At 36.0% G+C, this 18,017-nt stretch carries 13 protein-coding genes; 8 read left to right on the top strand and 5 right to left on the bottom strand.

Going from position 1 to position 18,017, the window contains the following annotated elements:
• Window positions 1–63 precede the first annotated feature (63 nt).
• Entirely contained in the window at window positions 64–762 is a 699-nt protein-coding gene (gene rnt, locus AC27G3_RS06000; RefSeq protein WP_487119716.1) for a ribonuclease T, read from the bottom strand.
• A gap of 177 nt (window positions 763–939) precedes the next feature.
• Between rnt and AC27G3_RS05995 the strand changes: the two genes are divergently transcribed.
• Window positions 940–1,803, top strand: coding sequence for a flagellar protein MotY (locus tag AC27G3_RS05995; RefSeq protein WP_487119714.1), 864 nt, complete (start codon window positions 940–942; stop codon window positions 1,801–1,803).
• Window positions 1,804–1,963: 160 nt separating this feature from the next.
• A complete protein-coding gene (locus AC27G3_RS05990; RefSeq protein WP_487119977.1) occupies window positions 1,964–3,802 on the top strand; it encodes a M1 family metallopeptidase in 1,839 nt (612 codons plus the stop codon).
• Window positions 3,803–3,920: 118 nt separating this feature from the next.
• Here AC27G3_RS05990 and AC27G3_RS05985 read toward each other — a convergent pair whose 3' ends face one another.
• Window positions 3,921–5,324 (bottom strand): hypothetical protein, encoded by a 1,404-nt coding sequence (locus AC27G3_RS05985; RefSeq protein WP_487119712.1) that lies wholly within the window; start codon window positions 5,322–5,324, stop codon window positions 3,921–3,923.
• A 191-nt stretch (window positions 5,325–5,515) separates the two neighbouring features.
• On the bottom strand, window positions 5,516–6,274 hold the full coding sequence (gene cysZ, locus AC27G3_RS05980; RefSeq protein ID WP_487119711.1) for a sulfate transporter CysZ: 759 nt from the start codon (window positions 6,272–6,274) through the stop codon (window positions 5,516–5,518).
• Window positions 6,275–6,421: 147 nt separating this feature from the next.
• Here cysZ and smc point away from each other — a divergent pair, with 147 nt between their 5' ends.
• The 4 genes from smc (at window position 6,422) to AC27G3_RS05960 (ending at window position 13,656) form a co-directional block, all read left to right on the top strand.
• A complete protein-coding gene (gene smc / locus AC27G3_RS05975) occupies window positions 6,422–9,907 on the top strand; it encodes a chromosome segregation protein SMC (RefSeq protein WP_487119709.1) in 3,486 nt (1,161 codons plus the stop codon).
• A gap of 17 nt (window positions 9,908–9,924) precedes the next feature.
• Window positions 9,925–11,136 carry a cell division protein ZipA gene (gene zipA, locus AC27G3_RS05970; protein ID WP_487119707.1) on the top strand — a complete coding sequence of 404 codons (1,212 nt, stop codon included), beginning with the start codon at window positions 9,925–9,927 and terminating at the stop codon, window positions 11,134–11,136.
• Between the two features lie 106 nt (window positions 11,137–11,242).
• Window positions 11,243–13,309, top strand: coding sequence for an NAD-dependent DNA ligase LigA (gene ligA / locus AC27G3_RS05965; protein ID WP_487119705.1), 2,067 nt, complete (start codon window positions 11,243–11,245; stop codon window positions 13,307–13,309).
• Between the two features lie 23 nt (window positions 13,310–13,332).
• Window positions 13,333–13,656: a DUF3392 domain-containing protein gene (locus AC27G3_RS05960; RefSeq protein ID WP_487119703.1), complete on the top strand. Its 324-nt coding sequence runs from the start codon at window positions 13,333–13,335 to the stop codon at window positions 13,654–13,656.
• 35 nt (window positions 13,657–13,691) lie between these two features.
• Here AC27G3_RS05960 and AC27G3_RS05955 read toward each other — a convergent pair whose 3' ends face one another.
• Complete coding sequence (locus AC27G3_RS05955; RefSeq protein WP_487119701.1) at window positions 13,692–14,057, bottom strand: hypothetical protein; 366 nt, start codon at window positions 14,055–14,057, stop codon at window positions 13,692–13,694.
• A 124-nt stretch (window positions 14,058–14,181) separates the two neighbouring features.
• On the opposite strand from AC27G3_RS05955, the gene AC27G3_RS05950 reads away from it, so the two are divergent.
• A complete protein-coding gene (locus AC27G3_RS05950; protein ID WP_487119699.1) occupies window positions 14,182–14,844 on the top strand; it encodes a hypothetical protein in 663 nt (220 codons plus the stop codon).
• Window positions 14,845–14,894: 50 nt separating this feature from the next.
• A complete protein-coding gene (locus AC27G3_RS05945) occupies window positions 14,895–15,698 on the top strand; it encodes a M48 family metallopeptidase (RefSeq protein ID WP_487119697.1) in 804 nt (267 codons plus the stop codon).
• Window positions 15,699–15,899: 201 nt separating this feature from the next.
• Here the strand turns inward: AC27G3_RS05945 and AC27G3_RS05940 are convergent, their stop codons facing one another.
• Window positions 15,900–17,843, bottom strand: a complete 1,944-nt coding sequence (locus AC27G3_RS05940; RefSeq protein ID WP_487119695.1) for a collagenase — start codon at window positions 17,841–17,843, stop codon at window positions 15,900–15,902.
• Between the last annotated feature and the right edge of the window lie 174 nt (window positions 17,844–18,017).

Below are 18,017 nucleotides of genomic sequence, written 5' to 3'. Positions count from 1 at the left end.
GTAAAATAATTATTTACCTTTTTTCAAACTGTTAACCATCCCTTAAACCGAGTTCAGGTTATATTAGTTTTCGTCTTGATTATCTACAGCTAGCGGCCAGCCGCCCATGTTCTGCCACTTATTGACAATAAAGCAAAATAACTCTGCGGTTTTTTCTGTGTCGTATAGTGCCGAATGCGCTTCACTGTTATTAAAATCTATTTCAGCAGCAATACAGGCTTTAGCTAAAACAGTTTGCCCTAAAGCTAAGCCAGAAAGCGTGGTTGTATCGAAACTAACAAAGCTATGGAATGGGCTACGTTTAATTGCGCACCTTGTTGTGGCGGCATTAAGAAAGCCTAAATCAAATGAGGCATTATGAGCAACAATGATCGCTCGTTGACAATCTGCCGCTTTCATTTTTTTACGGACTAATTTAAATAGGGTGGTTAGCGCTTCTTTTTCATCAACAGCACCTCTAAGTGGGTTAGTTGGATCAATACCTGTGAACTCTAAAGCAGCAGGTTCGAGATTCGCTCCTTCAAAAGGATTAATATTAAATTGAATGGTTTCATCAATGGCTAACAACCCTGTAGTTTCGTCTAACGTTAAAACCGAAGCCGCTAATTCTAATAAGGCATCTGTTTGAGAGTTAAAACCAGCAGTTTCAACATCGATTACCACAGGAAAATAACCTCTAAACCGCTGGGATAACAAGGATTTAATAGTGGTGTTGCTGTTAGTCTGGTCTGGTGAGTCGTTTTTTGTCGAATTGACTGTCATAATACGCGAGTGCTATTGATTGTTGTGCAATTGGTTAATTATCTCAGAAAATTATTTTAGAACCAATGGTAATAGCCACTTTATACTTTGTTTTTTTGTTTAAAAACACCTAAAGTTAATTAAATATCTGTCGATATCATTAATGTTACTAAATAAATTACTGATTTGAAGTTACCTATGAAACAATTTTTTACCGTTATCGCTTTATTTGTAATTGCTGCACATTCTCATGCAGGTACACGTCAATACAGTGCCGATCTCAAAAGCTCTCATTGGCAGTTATCTGCTGATTCTCGATTAGAGTGCACGCTCGCACATCAAATTCCAAACTATGGTGAAGCTCGCTTCTACAGCCGAGCGAGTCGTCAGTTAAATATGGAGTTTGAATTAGATATGTTGCTCTTACCAGATAATTACTCATTAGCAGAAGTAAGATCAATAGCACCACAATGGCGCCCGGGAACTAGTGGCAGAACACTTGCTCAAATGAAGTTGCATAAACAATTTGCTCCAGTACTACCTAAAAAGGTTGCGTGGACTATGTTAAGCGAGTTGGAGCAGGGCATGAACCCTACTTTTTATTATAATGACTGGTATAGCAGTCAAAACAAAATTTCTGTCGCTTTATCAACGGCAAAATTTAAAAGCGCTTATAAAGAATTCGTCAGCTGTGTAGGGAATCTGTTAAATTATAGTTTAGATGATATTGCATACACAGTGCTGAACTTCCAATTTGGCAGTGATAAGTTTACTAAAGCGTCAGAAAAGCGTATGGCGATGATTTCTGAATACTTAAGTTTAGACCCAGATTTAGAGTTAGTGCTAATTGATGCATATACCGACAGTTATGGTGGCCGCTCGATTAACCAAAAAGCCTCAGATAAACGTGCAGATAAAATAAGAAAGTACTTTATCGAAAGTGGTGTAGACGTCGCTCGAATAGAATCTAAAGGGTATGGTGAAAAACGACATATTGCATCGAATGAAACGTCTTTAGGCCGCGCTAAAAATAGACGTGTAGTGATACAGTTAGAGAAGTAATGAAGCGACAGATAAAATAGTACATATCAAGTAACATTAAATCCCTTTTATTTCATAAATAATTCTTGTACAGGCCTGTAGATTAACAGTAATCTACAGGCCTCTTTTATTTATAGAATTTAATATTATGAAAATTATCTCATCATTAATCATGTTTGTTATGTTTATTCTCATACAAACTTCTTCCAGTGCCTGGGCAGGTGTCTCATCTAATACTTTAGAGGATTCATATACTTATGCTAACTATGATCAAGTAAAAGTTAAGCATGTTTATTTAGATCTTAGTGTTGATTTTACTGAAAAATCTTTAAAAGGTTTTGCAGAATTATCGCTTAATTGGCTAAGTGACTCTGTTAAACCTATTATTCTTGATACGCGTGATTTAGTGATTCATCGAGTGCTTGCTCAAAATGCAAAGGGGAATTGGCAGAAAATTAACTATTCTTTAGCGAAAAGGGATGATGTGTTAGGCGCAAAGCTAACCGTAAATGCACCTTTTAAAGCGCAGAAAGTACGTGTTTATTACAATTCAACTGAAAAAGCATCAGGGTTACAGTGGTTAAGCCCAGAGCAAACAGCGGGTAAAAAGCATCCGTTTATGTTCAGCCAAAATCAAGCTATTCACGCTCGCTCTTGGATTCCTATTCAAGACACTCCGAGTGTTAGAATGACGTATACCGCGAGAATTAGAACCGATGAAAGTTTATTAGCAGTAATGAGTGCTAATAACTCACCTGATACTTTACGTGATGGAGATTATTTTTTCTCAATGCCTCAGGCTATTCCTCCTTATTTAATTGCAATTGGCGTGGGCGACCTAGAGTTTAAAGCGATGAGCCATCAAACAGGCGTTTATGCTGAGCGTTATATATTAGATGCTGCGGCAGCTGAATTTGATGACACACAAGCGATGATCGACACCTCTGAAAAGCTTTATGGCGAATACCGTTGGGGTAGATACGATTTATTAATTCTTCCTCCTAGTTTCCCATTTGGTGGTATGGAAAACCCACGTTTATCATTTATTACACCAACAGTTATCGCCGGTGATAAAAGTTTGGTTAACTTAATTGCTCATGAGCTTGCTCATTCATGGTCAGGTAACTTAGTAACAAATGCAACATGGCGTGATTTATGGTTAAACGAAGGATTTACCAGTTACGTTGAAAACCGCATTATGGAAGAAGTTTTTGGGGTAGATAGAGCAATAATGGAACAAGCGTTAGATGCGCAAAGCTTGAATGTTGAAATAAACAATTTAGTACCGGGTGATACTCAGTTGTACATCGACTTAAAAGGCAGAGATCCAGATGATGCTTTTTCATCAGTTCCTTATACGAAAGGGCAGTTGTTTTTAATTTATTTAGAGAAGAAATTTGGCCGTGAGAAGTTTGATCAATTTGTACTTGGTTATTTCAACCAATATGCTTTTGAAAGCCTAACAACAGCTAACTTTGTTAAGTATTTAAATAAAGAACTTATTCATAAATACCCAAACATTGTGAGTGATCAAGAGGTGAATCAGTGGATATTCGGCCAAAACTTACCAAGCTCTGTTCCTAAGCCAATGTCTCAAGCTTTTGTGTTGATTGACCAACAAATTGAACAATGGTTAACGGGTAAGCTAACATTAAAGGAATTACCTACGAGTAACTGGACAGTTCACGAATGGCTACACTTTATTAATAATCTACCTTTAGATATCTCGTTAAATAAAATGTCTGCGCTTGATGAAACGTTTGCTTTAACTACGAGTAAAAATGCAGAAATCGCTCATGCTTGGTACCTATTATCGTTAAAAGTACATTACGACGCTATATTTCCAGAACTTGAGCAGTACTTAACTGATATTGGTCGTAGAAAGTTAATTGTGCCGCTGTACAAGCAATTAGCTGAAACAAAAGATGGCTTGGCTTGGGCACAAAAAGTTTATAAAACTGCAAGACCTGGTTATCACGGTCTAGCACAAGGTACGGTAGACTCGATACTGTATAAATAACTGATATAACGCCTGATACACTTCGCTGATACTAAAAGTATCAGTAACAAAAAAACCGTAATGTGAAACACATTACGGTTTTTTATTAGATTAACTTAAATCAACGCTATAAACAGTATTAATTAATTTCTTCTGCACTTACTTCTGTCGCTTCATCTGTACTTTCTTCAATACTTTCTTCAATACTTTCTTCAATACTTTCATCTACATTTTCTTCTGTGATGTCGACAACTTCTTCTTCTTCTAAGTATTCAATACTAATATCTTGTGATGCATCGTTAGGTGTTACAGCGGATGTATCTTTATTATTTAAACCATTGATGATTACATCGCTTTCTTTTGCATTATCAATAGAGTCGACTTCGTTAGCGGTTTGCTCTAAAACTGTCGCTTCTTCAGTACTGATATCTTCAGTGAGTTCATCCGCAATAGCATCAGTCACTTCAGCTTCTTCTAGCGTGGTCTCAGCAGTTACTTCTTCAACTAAAACATCTTCATCGACTAAAGTGCTCTCTTCAAGTGACTCACTGTCAAACTCTTCCACAACAATATCAGCTTGTGATGCAACTTCATTTGTTTCTTCGTTGATAGTATTATCTTCTGTAGAAACAGCTTCAACGGTATCAATATCAACGTCTTGACTAATGGTTTCTTCTTCGATTATTTCTTCATCTATTAGCACTTCATCAACAGTGTTTTGTTCAGCATCTTCAAGAATTATTTCTTCTTCAATTTCTTCAAGAACTGCTTCTTCAACAGTAATATCTTCTTTGATCGCTTCAACAACCGTTTCTTCAATTAATATTTCTTCTTCTAGTTCTTCAACTATAGCTTCTTCAATGGCAATATCTTCGTTCATTGCGTCAACGTCAATAACTTCAGAGCCAACACCATTTTCAGCATCGTCTACAAGTGCTTCTTTTTGAACAATATCTTCTTCAATTGTTTCAACTAGATTTTCTTCAATTTCGATGTTTTCTTCGATGACCTCAACAACAGCTTCTTCAACAGCAATATTTTCTTCTATCTCTTGGGCTTGTGTTATCTCAGTTTCAATATTTTCATCAACTAACTGTTCTTCAATTAGCTCTTCTTCAGCTAATACTGATGTTTGTGTTTCTTGATAAAGTAACTCTTCATCTAATGTGTCAATAAGCTCAGGGATCACCATAGTATCAGGATTAAAGTTTTCAACAATAACATCCACTTGGCGTTTATTATCTTGTTGAGAAATTATAACTCTTGCTGCAAAGTCGTCAGGGTAGAAAGACAGGGTTAATCGACCATGTATACGCTCAAAATGGAAAATTTCTCCGTACATCATTTTATAAAAGTCGATGACTTCTTTTTCACTAAACGATGAAAAGTAGTTAACTACAGCGGGCGATTTATCATTAAAGTTTGCGAATATACTGGCATCATCCATTACGGGGATATCAATTGTATCCTCTGCATAAACAGAAGAGGCCAGCATAACTGAGCAAGCTAGCGACAAACGTTTAGCGGTTAATTTTACTTTCATTAAAGTATTACTCCATATCATTTGTACACAATGTAAAAGGTCGACATGTCTGGGTCAATAAGTTTTTATTAGCATAACCAATAAAAACACGCCTCAAGTCATAAAGAATGAGGCATTTACCGAGGCATTAAAATTATGCTCTGAATTGTATACTTTGCTTGGTGTAATATAAAGAACTGTTTTTTAACGTTTTAATTACCTTCATGAATGAGTGGTTGCTTGTAATGATCAACCCATAAAGCGGTTGCACCACAAATAGCCACTGGCATGACAATTAAATTAATAAAAGGGATCATCGAAAAAACGGTAACAGTTATACCAAAGCTATAACTCAACTTTTGATTTTCTTTAAGAACAAACTTCATTCGATTAAATGAAATTTTATGATTATCAAAGGGGTAATCTTTGTATTGTATTGCCATCATCCAAGCAATGAATAAAAACCAGATGATTTGTCCAACAATTGGAACGACCCAAAGCAGAATAAAAAAGCCGATAGCTCTTGGTAGGTAATAACTCAATTTTTGCCATTCACGAGCAAAAGTACGAGGTAAATCTTTTATCAAGGCAGTAAAACCATCTTCTGCATTAATTGAATGCCCAGAGAGTAATACTTCAACTTTTTCACTTAATAATCCATTAAATGGCGCAGCAATCCAATTTGCAGCGGTACTAAAGATAAAGGAAAACACCACTAATACGGTCAATATTGCCAATGGCCAAATTATATAGTTTAACCATGACAGCCAAGAAGGCACTGACTCTTCAACCCACAGCATTAGATAATCTAATTGGTTGAGTAAGTAATAAAAAGCGAAAGAAAACAAAAGCAAGTTAATCGCTAAAGGAATTAAAACAAAACGGCGAATTCCTTTGGCGCGAATAAGTTCGAAACCTTTAAAAAAATAAGCGGAACCATTTGTTGAGTTAGCAAGATTAGGATTATTCATAAGGGATTATTTCTGTCATTATTTTTTAGTATTAGTATAAAACTGTTAAAGCAGGAATTACATCATTGAACTGTTACAAAGCGCAACAAACTCTGATAAAGTTCTCATCAGAAAATACCTTCCAACAGTATCAGGCATTACTTATCTATGCGGTTAAAGCAGATTAATTTAGCTGGTTTTAAATCATTCGTAGATTTAACTAAAATTCCTTTTCAGCAGCAAATGACTGCGATAGTTGGTCCTAATGGCTGTGGTAAATCAAATATTATTGATGCTGTTCGTTGGGTTTTAGGTGAAAGCTCAGCCAAAAATTTGCGTGGCGACACCATGACCGATGTTATATTTAACGGTGCCGCTAGCCGAAAACCGATAGGACAAGCAAGTGTTGAACTGATTTTTGATAATAGCCAGAATAAAGTTGCTGGAAGTTTAGCTGATCGCAATCAAATTTCTATTCGTCGGGTTGTTAACCGTGATAGCACTAATACTTACTACCTTAATAGTGTTAAATGTCGGCGCAAGGATATCACTGATATCTTTTTAGGCACTGGCTTAGGTCCTAGAAGTTACGCGATAATTGAACAGGGCACTATTTCACGCTTAATTGAGTCAAAACCGCAAGATTTACGGATTTTTATCGAAGAAGCTGCTGGTATATCTAAATATAAAGAACGTCGGCGAGAAACTGAAACGCGAATTCGTCACACCCGTGAAAATTTAGCGCGATTAGCAGATATTCGTAGCGAATTGACATTACAAGTAGATAAGCTACATCAACAAGCCGAAGCAGCTAAGCGTTTTAGAACACTTAAATCTAGTGAGCGTAAATACAAAGCTGAGTTATCCGTTTTTCGTTGGCAGCAATTTACGAACAAAAGTAATGCTATTTTACAGCAGGTTGAAAAGGCTAAGCTTGACATTGAAACTTTGACTGTTAGTGAAAAACAAAACGATATCAGTCTTTTTCAAATTAAACAGCAAACAGAGTTGGAGGGGGGAAGCTTTACGCAATTGCAACAGGAAAAACTCACTCTTACTCAGCAAATTGCCAAAGTTGAACAAAGTATTAAATATGCTCAGCAACAAGAAGTTCAAATTAAGCAAGAGCTCACCCAAAATGAACAACAGTATTCAACATTACAGTCGCTAGCTAATTCGATTAAAGATGAACAAGCATTAGCGAACATTTTACTTGAAAAAGAATTGCCAAAATTGGTCAGTGTTGAGGAGTCAATTAAAGCAGTTGAACAAGATTTATCAAATGCTATGACTAAGCAAGAGTCGTGGCAACTTCGTTGGATTGAATTTAATAAGGCACAAGCTGAGCAGCAGAAAAATCGTTCAGCGGTTAATGTTTTAATTTCAGCACAAAAAAGTACATTAGCAGCCAAGAACGATCGTAAACAACAACTTGAACAATTAATTAGAGAAAATCGACAAAGTGATCAAAGTGCTGAAGCTCTTGAAAAAATTGATAGCGCACTTAAAAAAGCTAATAAAGTACTTTCACTTACCAGTAGTGATAAAACCCTTCTTGATACAAAAATAAAACACCTTGAAAAGGAGCTGGCTAAGGAAGCTAAACAGCACTCGCAGCAACTTGGTAAAAAAGAAGCATTGGTTCAACAGTTTACGCATTTATCCGATAAACATAGCCAACAACCTGATTGGGCTGTTAAACAAAGTCAATGGCTGCAAGGGACAAATGAAGACTCAATATCGCTGTTTCATCAACAAATTGAAGTAGATGAAAAATGGCGGGATGCGTGCGAACAAGTATTGTGGTCATGGCTGCAAGCGCAGGTGGTTAATGATCTACCCAATGAAATACCGCTTGATACCGTACTTTTAGTCAGTCATTTAATACCTGACACAGATGTCATAAGTAAAATTGGGACGTTGGCTGAAAAGTTTAATAAGCCTCACGTATTTACTCCATACCTTAATCAAATATATTTAGCCGAAGATTTAAGCCATGCAAAACAAGTATTGCCAACGCTATTGCCACATGAGTCGGTTATATGTCCAGATACTACATGGTTGGGGCATGGCTATGTAAGAAAAGGGGCTGTTATCCCTTTTAATCACTTGTTAAACAGTGCTGCTGAGTTAAATAATATTAATGAAGAAATTGATACTATTGAGCAATATCTAGCCAAGAGTAAATTATTAACAGCTGATACAACAAAGCAATTAGAGCAACTATTGTTAGAGCAATCGAGCCTCGCGTTAAAAGTAACTGAGCAGCAAGTTGATAAACAACAGTTTGAAAAGAAACATGCTTTGACATTGCAACAAGTGGAGCAAAACGAGAAGCAAAATCAATTGTTATTAACTCAATTGAACGATATTGAGAAAGAAATACTCGAAAAGCAGGCGGATTATGCGACCAGTTTAGAGCAAGAATCTTTGTTGAATAAGGTGAGTGTTGACGACAATGAAAATGCGGAATTAAATCGTGAACGAGATAAAACAAATCATGACGTACAACGATACCAGCAAAAAATTCAAACATTAAACAATGAACGCCATCAATTAGTGTTAATTGTTGAACAAGCGAAACATAATAAGTCATTAGCTGACGCACAAAGCGTGAAAACGAATGAACAAATGATTGCTTTATTAGAAAATCAGCAAACTAAGCAACAACAAATAAAACAACTTTTAACTCCACTAGATGAAGATAAACAAAATCTTCAACGTTGGTTAGCTACCAATAGCCAAGTGGATGATAAGTTAGAAAATATACATAAAGATCAAAGTGTTTCAGCTTTAAAAGTGAAAGAACTTGAAATCATTAAAAAACAAAACACGAAAGAAATTGAGCGCTTGAATCAGCAAATTAATCAACAAAATCTTGAAGCACAAAACTTTAAGTTACGGGCAGAAGCGAGCCTAGAACAGTTAAAAGAGATGCAACAAGATGTTGAAGACGTTCAAGCAAATATGAAAGAAGAGGTAAATGAAGGGGTTTGGCAAGCACATATTATACGAATAGCGAAAGATATTAATCGCTTAGGACCGATTAATTTAGCAGCAATTTCGGAGTATGAGAAAGCACTGGACCGTTTAAATCATCTAGAGAAGCAAAATGATGATTTAACTCTTGCTATCAGCACGTTAGAATCAGCAATAGCTAAAATAGATAAAGAAAGCCGTCAGAAATTTCAGATCACCTTTGATAAAGTCAATAATGATCTTAAATTGTTATTTCCCAAAGTGTTTGGTGGGGGAAGTGCTTACCTTGAATTAACCGGTGAAGATTTACTCGATACAGGGGTGACTATTATGGCAAGACCTCCTGGGAAAAAAAACAGTACAATTCATCTATTATCTGGTGGAGAAAAAGCGCTGACCGCTTTATCATTAGTCTTCGCTATTTTTAGATTAAATCCAGCACCATTTTGTATGCTAGATGAAGTGGACGCTCCTTTAGACGATGCAAACGTGGAACGTTTTTGTAACCTAGTCAGGGAAATGTCTCAAACGGTACAATTTATTTATATTAGTCATAATAAAATAGCGATGGAAATGGCTTCACATTTAACAGGTGTTACCATGTTTGAACCTGGGGTTTCCCGTATGGTGGCAGTAGATATAGATGAAGCTGTAGCAATGGCAGAAAATACATAAGAATAATAGGTTTAGTAATGGAAGATAATTTTAGAAATTCATTAATTATAATCAGTGCTGTAGTTATAGGCGCTATTTTTGTTCATGGTTTGTGGACCATCAGAAAAAATAAAAACCCCTATAAATTAAAAGCAAGCAAAGATAAAGTAAAACCTATTGAACGCAATTTTGATCATGGTGGTTTTGACCAAGACGGAGTCGGTAAACCTATTGTAAAATCACAAACAAACAAAGGTGAATCTGTACAACACTCTGCTGAAGATATTAAATCGAGTGATAATTTCTCTGCCCAAGCTCCAAGTTCTTTAGATAATGACAAACGTGAAAATGAGCACTTAACCCCTGAAAACGATTCATTAGATATTCCATCGTTTGATGCTTTTGAAAAAACAATGGAAGAAATATCAGCCAATGAAGACAAACAGCCGACACAAGCGGATGTAACTAAAACAACGTCGTTAGATGAGACCGCAATAAATCTGACTCAATCAACATCTATTGAAAACGACAAACCGTTAAGCGAAAAAACTGAAAATCCAAATATTCAATACCCAAGTACAGAATCTGAAGAGCTTAACGATAATTTAGCAAGTAAAAAAGAGGTTGTTCTCGAAGAGGTTGTAACTCAAAAACCTTTATATTCACAACCAGTTTCAAGGCCTAAGCCGAGAAAAAATACACCTACTAAGGCTGAGCTTAAACGTAATCAAATTGAAATTAATTTTGAAAACACCTCAAGTGAAGACAAACAACCTAAGGTGTCTGCTCAAAAGGAAAATAATGAACAACAAAAAGTTCAGCCTGAGGTGTTATCACTGTCAGTTGTGATGCCGCAAAATCAAATTATGCAAGGTGCTACTTTATTGCCAATGCTATTAACCTTAGGGCTTAAGTACGGTGAAATGAATATTTTCCACCGTCATCAAGACAATGCAGGCAATGGTCCAGTTACCTTTAGTCTTGCTAACATGGTAAATCCGGGATCATTTGAGCTTGAAACAATAGAAACGTTTGTAACACAAGGTATTACATTGTTTATGATGTTGCCAAATGCAGGAAATGCTTTTGATGTTTACCAACAAATGCTCTCGGCAGCTAAACAATTAAGCGAAGAGTTTAATGCCCAAATTTTAGACGATAAAAGAAACATAATGACTAAGCAAACTGAGCAGCATTATGTTAGTAGAATTCGCGATTTTGAAATAAAAAACCGTACGGCTCAAGGATAACTTTTCAATAGACCTTGTAATATTAGCAACCTCTACTAAAGAGGTTGCTTGTGTTGAACACCCCATTAATTCCTTTACCCAACGACCAATGAGATAAGCTACATTTATGTCAGACGCTACCATAGAAAATCGAGTGAACGAAATTCACCACTTAATACAAACTTATAATCACCAGTATTATGTACTTGATGAGCCGAGTGTACCTGACGCCGAATATGACAGATTAATGCGTGAATTAATTCAACTTGAGACTCAGTATCCACAATTTAAAACTCTTGATTCTCCTAGTCAGAAAGTTGGTGGCGAAGCACTAAAATTTTTCTCACAAGTGACCCACAAAATGCCGATGTTGTCTCTTGATAATGTGTTTTCAGAAGAAGAGTGGCAGGCCTTTGTTAAACGAGTAACAGACAAGCTAGGTTATCAACAAACCATTAAATTTTGTGCAGAGCCTAAACTTGATGGTTTAGCTGTAAGCATACGCTATGAAAATGGCCGATTAGTTCAAGCTGCTACAAGGGGCGATGGTGCAGTAGGTGAAAATATTACTGAAAATGTCAGAACAATAAAATCTATTCCGTTAAAGTTACAAGGTGAAAACTTTCCTTATATCTTAGAAGTTAGGGGAGAGGTATTTATGCCAAAAGCAAGTTTTGAAGCTATTAACCAGCAAGCGATTAAAAAAGGTGAAAAGACTTTTGCTAACCCACGTAATGCCGCAGCGGGAAGTTTGCGTCAACTCGACTCAAAAATTACTGCCAGCAGAAACTTATCTTTTTATGCCTATGGCATTGGCTTTGTTGGAGATAATGACAACCAGCTAAACGAGCAATGGTTAGCTAGCTCACACTTTGCAAGATTAGGGCAACTCAAAAGCTTGGGCGTGCCTATGTGCCCAGAGGTTAAGTTACTTGAAAACTCTACGTTAGTTGACGACTTTTATCAGCACATTTTGTCTCAACGTGAGGCATTAAGTTATGAGATTGACGGCACGGTTTTTAAAGTTGATGACATTAGTTTGCAACAAAAACTAGGTTTTGTTGCCAGAGCACCACGTTGGGCAACAGCTTATAAATTTCCAGCACAAGAAGAAACCACCAAGCTACTTGATGTAGAGTTTCAAGTAGGAAGAACAGGTGCTATCACGCCAGTGGCTCGATTAGCGCCAAAATTTGTCGGCGGTGTTACTGTTAGTAATGCGACATTGCATAATCAGGACGAAATAGATCGTTTAGGTATAAAAATTAACGACTTCGTCACTATAAGACGTGCTGGTGATGTAATCCCTCAAATTGTTAATGTGCAAAAACTTAAAAGAGTTGAAGATCAATCAAGCCTCACTGAAAGTGAACAACTTCGAGACATCGTTTTTCCAACACAATGTCCTGTTTGTCAATCAACGGTAATTCGAGCTGAAGGTGAAGCGGTTCTTCGTTGTACTGGTGGCTTATTTTGTGGTGCACAACGTAAAGAAGCGATCAAACACTTTTCTTCTCGTAAAGCGCTCGATATAGATGGATTAGGTGACAAGCTTGTTGAGCAATTAGTTGATGAGCAGCTTATTAAAACACCTGCGGATTTGTTTAAATTAACTGAACTTAATATTAGTACCATGGAAAGAATGGGGCAAAAGTCAGCACAAAACTTAATTAAGGGATTAGTTGCTGCCAGAACGACAAGTTTACCTAAGTTTATTTATGCCTTAGGGATTAGAGAAGTAGGCGAAACAACAGCAACCAATTTAGCCAACTACTTTTTAACTTTCGAAGCCATTAAAAGTGCTAATGAAGAAAGTTTACAAAAAGTACCTGATGTTGGCGCAATAGTGGCGAGAAATATTGTTCAGTTTTTTGCTCAAGCACATAACGTTGAAGTGATTACAGAATTAGAGACCGTGATTTCTTGGCCAGCTATTGAGAAAAAAAGTGAAGATCAACAACCGCTAATCGATCAAATTTTTGTACTTACAGGTACGTTAAGTCAAATGGGACGTAATGAAGCTAAATCAGCTTTGCAGGCATTAGGAGCTAAAGTTTCGGGAAGTATATCCGCTAAAACTCATTATTTAGTAGCAGGTGAGAAAGCTGGCTCTAAACTGACGAAAGCTCAAGATTTAGGCGTTACTATTTTAAGCGAAGATGACATGATTGCGTTATTAGCTAAATATCAGTAAGACTCTATCAAAAGAAGGTTTGTATGCAGTCATTATTTATTGAACTCGGGCTTTGGTTTCGACCTTATCAATACCAAACAGCTATGGCATTAATTGCTACTATATTAGTGATATTTGGCCAAGATATTAATAACTCAATTAAAAAACTAACATCGAAACAACATGTTATTGTTAGAACAGTGATCTTTGTTTTAGTGTGTGCTTTTGGATATGGTTTATTGACGGTGTGGTTAACACAATTGTTAGCTGAGCAGTTAAGCCGTATCCCTAATGTTTATATCCTGCCCACAGTTATCACAATGTTTATTTTACTTGGAGCTTATGCTCAGCGGCAACGGCATTTATAACTACAGACATGGTATTTTGTTAAAATTTAATATCGTTAACTTACCGACAAAATTGCGTACAAAAAGCTGATGGTGGGTAATGGCAGTAAAAATGTAAATAGTAAGGTTTCTGCCCACTCTATAACTCGATAAAAAATAAACCAAGCTTTGGCTGGGGCTTTAGTAGAGGGCAGTACTTGAAAAAAGAAAATAAATGATGAACACACTAATAACTGTAAAGCGGTAAATAAAATAGCTAAGGCAAGCCATATTAATACCTCAGGTGTTGCATGATTCATTTGAAACTCTAATAAAGTGTATAATAAAAAAGCAGCAAAACTCCAAGCAAGTAAACGCCATTTTAGATGAGATAAATTAGTGGCCAAAATATGAAAGGATTCTGGGGTAAACCAGTATTTCATTATGACTCCTTTTGAGCAGTTAAGAAGAAAAAATAATTGTATTCTAGTATACCTAGCTTAATAAACATTGGGTATACACGCGCTAAATATTATATGGGTAAATAAATAGTTACTAGGAAGAAAAATGATAAATAACAAGCTTTGTAAATTAACATTATTGTGTGTTTTATTAGCTAGTCTACCTTTGTTGAATGTGAATGCTAAGACTATGGGGGAATATTTAATGGAAGTGACAGAGCAAGAACTATTTGAAGAAGAGCAACAAAGTTGGCCCCAAAAAGAACACCTTATTGAGCAAGACACTAAAGGAAATGACGGCCTTACACTACAAAAAAACATTACTATTACAGTTAAAGAGCTGAAAGATAACTCTGGATTAGTCTATTTGGGTGGATTAGTTAGCAAAGCAGAAATATCAGCTTATTTAGCAACGCTTAAATTAATTTTGGGCGATAAATATACTCATTATCGTGAAAATCAAGCTAGGCGCGATCATCGGTTATTTCATTTAACATTGATTAACCCATACGAATATCAACATATTGATAAAACTAAGATCGTTCTTGGCCAAAAAATGAATGTGACCTTGCTCGGAGTAGGTCAAGTAAGTAAAGATCAAAAAGAAAGTTTTTTCGTTGTTGCACAATCTTCACAAGCCGATCTTTTTAGGCAGCGACATGTACTTTCAGTAAAAGATTTTCATGTCACTTTAGGTTTTTCACCAGAAGATATTTATAATACCAGTAAAGGAAAAGAAACTCTGATTAACCGAGATAACGTTAAATAACAATAACAAATATACGCTACAGATTTATTCATAACCAAATTGGAACTTTTATGAAATTTACAAACATAGTTACTATTGGCTGCTTACTCACTGCGATAACCGCTTGTTCAACATCTTCTACAGGACGAAACCAAGTTATCTTGTTTTCGTCTTCTGAGTTAAATACGATGGGAGAGCAATCGTTTGAAGAAATGAAGAAAAAAGAAAAAATTAGTAAAAATAAAGAAATCAATCAGTTTGTGCAATGTGTGGCATCTGCGGTAACGGTAAATGTACCTAAAACTGTTCATGACGGAACATGGGAAGTTGTAGTGTTTGAGTCGGATCAAGTTAATGCTTTTGCCTTACCTGGAGGTAAAATTGGTGTATATACTGGAATTTTAAAAGTTACAGAAAACCAAGATCAGCTCGCAGCTATCATTGGTCATGAAGTAGGTCATGTTATTGAAAAACACTCTAATGAACGTTTATCGTCAGATCATTTATCAAAATCAAGTATGGCAGTAGTCGGCGCAACCTTAGAAAGCCAAGGGGTTGTTAACCGTGATTTATATATGTCAGGGTTAGGTTTAGGTTTGCAGTACGGTGTTTTAATGCCTTATGGCAGAACACATGAAAGTGAAGCGGATATCGTGGGGCAAGACCTAATGGCGAAATCAGGTTTTAATCCTAAAGCAAGCATAAAACTGTGGAAAAACATGGCTGCGTTAAATTCAAATGCGACAACACCAGAGTTTATGTCTACTCACCCATCGAATAAAAGACGCATTAATGAATTAACCGAGCATTTACCAATTGCTGAAAAACTGTATGATGAAAATAAAGCGGTAAACTGTCAAAGACCTGCCATGTAATCATTTATGGTGTGTTAAAGGTTGTTGATGAAGGGATTTTAGTTTAACTAAAATCCCTTTTTATTTACTTGGTAATATAACTTATACCAATCTCATTAATTAACTGAGCTACTTTATACGCAGTAATGGCTTATTTTAACCAGAATAAATGATCATATAATTATTGAGGTTGGGTATCACTATACGTTCTCTATTTTCAGGTTATTTAAGTGCATTAGCGTGCCAGTATTGCCATAACATATGATTTTCATCTTCGATTAAATGACTTGGTTGTAAATAATCTTTATATGTGTAGCGATAAAACTGACGAGGTTTCTTAGGATCCGTTTTATCATTGGCTGTCGTAACATTCTCTTTATGATTGATTAACCATTGCTTAAAGTCAGCATTGTTATCTGTACCTGTTTTATCTAACAGTTTTTTATAACCGTCAAAGAAGTCAGTTTTCAAAAAATGCGCCATTTGACGATAGGCTTCTTTATGATTTTCATACATATACCTCACCGCTAAATACCCCCATTTATAAACTTGGTCTTGTCCGTCCTTATATTCGGTATTAAATACTTCCATTAAGCTAGGCCATTCTTCTTGCTCGGTCTCACTCATTAACTTAAAGGCTTTAGGGTTATCATCGCCTTGCGCTATATATTCAGCTAAACCTTCAGACCACCAAACCATATTAGACGGGAAATGATTAAAGGTATCGTACTTTATAAAGCGGCCATCTAAATAATGAACATATTCATGATTTAAATTCCAAACTTTAAATTCAGGTCTTACCCAAAAATGCTCATAAGAATAAAATGTCGCAATATTGTCTGGATCTTGTGTGGTACCTTCAATGTACATGCCACCATTATCAGTGTGAATATCAAACACTAACTGACCATATTTATTGTATTCAGCGGCATTATCAAAAACCACTACACGTAATTTATCATTAAAGTCATTAGGGGCAGGGATATGATTAGTTGCAAGCTTTTCATGAAAGGTCGCTTCTTGAGAAATCAAACGTTCACAAGAATCTTTTAACTGCTCTTGAGTCATTTCTTGCGTCAAAATGTATAAGCTATCAGAGCAAACATGATTAATTGGTAATGCTTGTTCAATGGTTGGTGCAATACATCTATCTTTTAACGTGCCTTCGCTACATTCGGATTTTCCTCGAAAAGTACTTACCACATAAGGCACACTAAATTGTTCTTTTATTGCTTCTGTATTAGCGGTTTTATTACTAGAAAGCGCAGACCATAAGGCATTATCTAAATCATCCATTTGTTGTTCAACAGGCAAAGATAGTTTGTCGTCATCTAGTTTTTGTTGCTCTTCTTCAGAACGCTTATAGTATTCATTCCAGTACTGTTTATTATAAACATTATAATAATTTGCAAGCGCCCATGTAGCATGTTCTTTCGGCCATGAATTTCCGTTTACTATGGCATTTTTAGACACAACAAAATCGAGTAGTGCTTGTTGAAGTTCACCTTTGCCAAGTACAGCATTAATATACGTTTCATTATTTTTACGACGCGCTTCATATGGAAGAATAGCACTTGCCCGTAGCACTTCCCATAATGCGTAATCAACGGCTTTATCGTTAGGTAATGCACCTTTTGCGTACAAATCAATCAATTTGCTTAATGGTTTCGTATGGTCGCTAACTAACGGTTGAAGTGGCTCTAAAAAATATAACCGATATAAAGCGACAGCATAGTTTTCATGTAAGCGTGCTGTCACTGGTGAAATATTATAAAAACCAGGCATGGCTTGAAGAGTTAATAACGCACGGTTTAGTGATTGTGCCGTACCGTCGACCCACGCTTTATCTGGGCCAAAACTACTATAAATGCGTAAGTAATAAGTTAACTTCGCTAATTCCTCTGCAGCTAAGTCACCTTGTTGTGCATAATAGGTGATTGAGTCACTGACATTTTTTAATAAACCCGTCTGATAGTGATCGTAATCTTGCGTCCAAAGATCTTTAACTTCACTAGATAAAATAGCATTAACCTCAGTATTGGTTTTTATATCAATAGAGGAATAAGTAATAGAGTGATTAGGTTGTTGCTCATTATTAACGCTCGTATTGTTCGAACATGCTGTTAAATACATTGCAGTAAATAGTACTGTTAATTTGGTTTTCATTTTCATTCCTATAACGTAGGGAGATATTGATGAAATTTGAAATACTGTACACTTTATACAAAAATAAAGAAAGTAGCTTAAAAAATAGAAGTTAACGAAAAAAAAGTAAATTCTCTCGTCTGATGACTACAGTCTAAGTGATAATTATGCTATGCTTTCGCGCGAAATTTTACT

The sequence above is a fragment of the Colwellia sp. SU-HH01217 genome, assembly GCF_057543495.1.
The sequence above is the reverse complement of the archived record's forward strand: the minus strand, read 5'-3'. Positions and strand labels throughout refer to the sequence as shown.

Bases quoted from the DNA above. Each gene is read 5' to 3' on its own strand.
- rnt (WP_487119716.1), bottom strand. From the start codon at position 762: ATGACAGTCAATTCGACAAAAAACGACTCACCAGACCAGACTAACAGC.
- AC27G3_RS05995 (WP_487119714.1), top strand. From the start codon at position 940: ATGAAACAATTTTTTACCGTTATCGCTTTATTTGTAATTGCTGCACAT.
- AC27G3_RS05990 (WP_487119977.1), top strand. From the start codon at position 1,964: ATGTTTATTCTCATACAAACTTCTTCCAGTGCCTGGGCAGGTGTCTCA.
- AC27G3_RS05985 (WP_487119712.1), bottom strand. From the start codon at position 5,324: ATGAAAGTAAAATTAACCGCTAAACGTTTGTCGCTAGCTTGCTCAGTT.
- cysZ (WP_487119711.1), bottom strand. From the start codon at position 6,274: ATGAATAATCCTAATCTTGCTAACTCAACAAATGGTTCCGCTTATTTT.
- smc (WP_487119709.1), top strand. From the start codon at position 6,422: ATGCGGTTAAAGCAGATTAATTTAGCTGGTTTTAAATCATTCGTAGAT.
- zipA (WP_487119707.1), top strand. From the start codon at position 9,925: ATGGAAGATAATTTTAGAAATTCATTAATTATAATCAGTGCTGTAGTT.
- ligA (WP_487119705.1), top strand. From the start codon at position 11,243: ATGTCAGACGCTACCATAGAAAATCGAGTGAACGAAATTCACCACTTA.
- AC27G3_RS05960 (WP_487119703.1), top strand. From the start codon at position 13,333: ATGCAGTCATTATTTATTGAACTCGGGCTTTGGTTTCGACCTTATCAA.
- AC27G3_RS05955 (WP_487119701.1), bottom strand. From the start codon at position 14,057: ATGAAATACTGGTTTACCCCAGAATCCTTTCATATTTTGGCCACTAAT.
- AC27G3_RS05950 (WP_487119699.1), top strand. From the start codon at position 14,182: ATGATAAATAACAAGCTTTGTAAATTAACATTATTGTGTGTTTTATTA.
- AC27G3_RS05945 (WP_487119697.1), top strand. From the start codon at position 14,895: ATGAAATTTACAAACATAGTTACTATTGGCTGCTTACTCACTGCGATA.
- AC27G3_RS05940 (WP_487119695.1), bottom strand. From the start codon at position 17,843: ATGAAAACCAAATTAACAGTACTATTTACTGCAATGTATTTAACAGCA.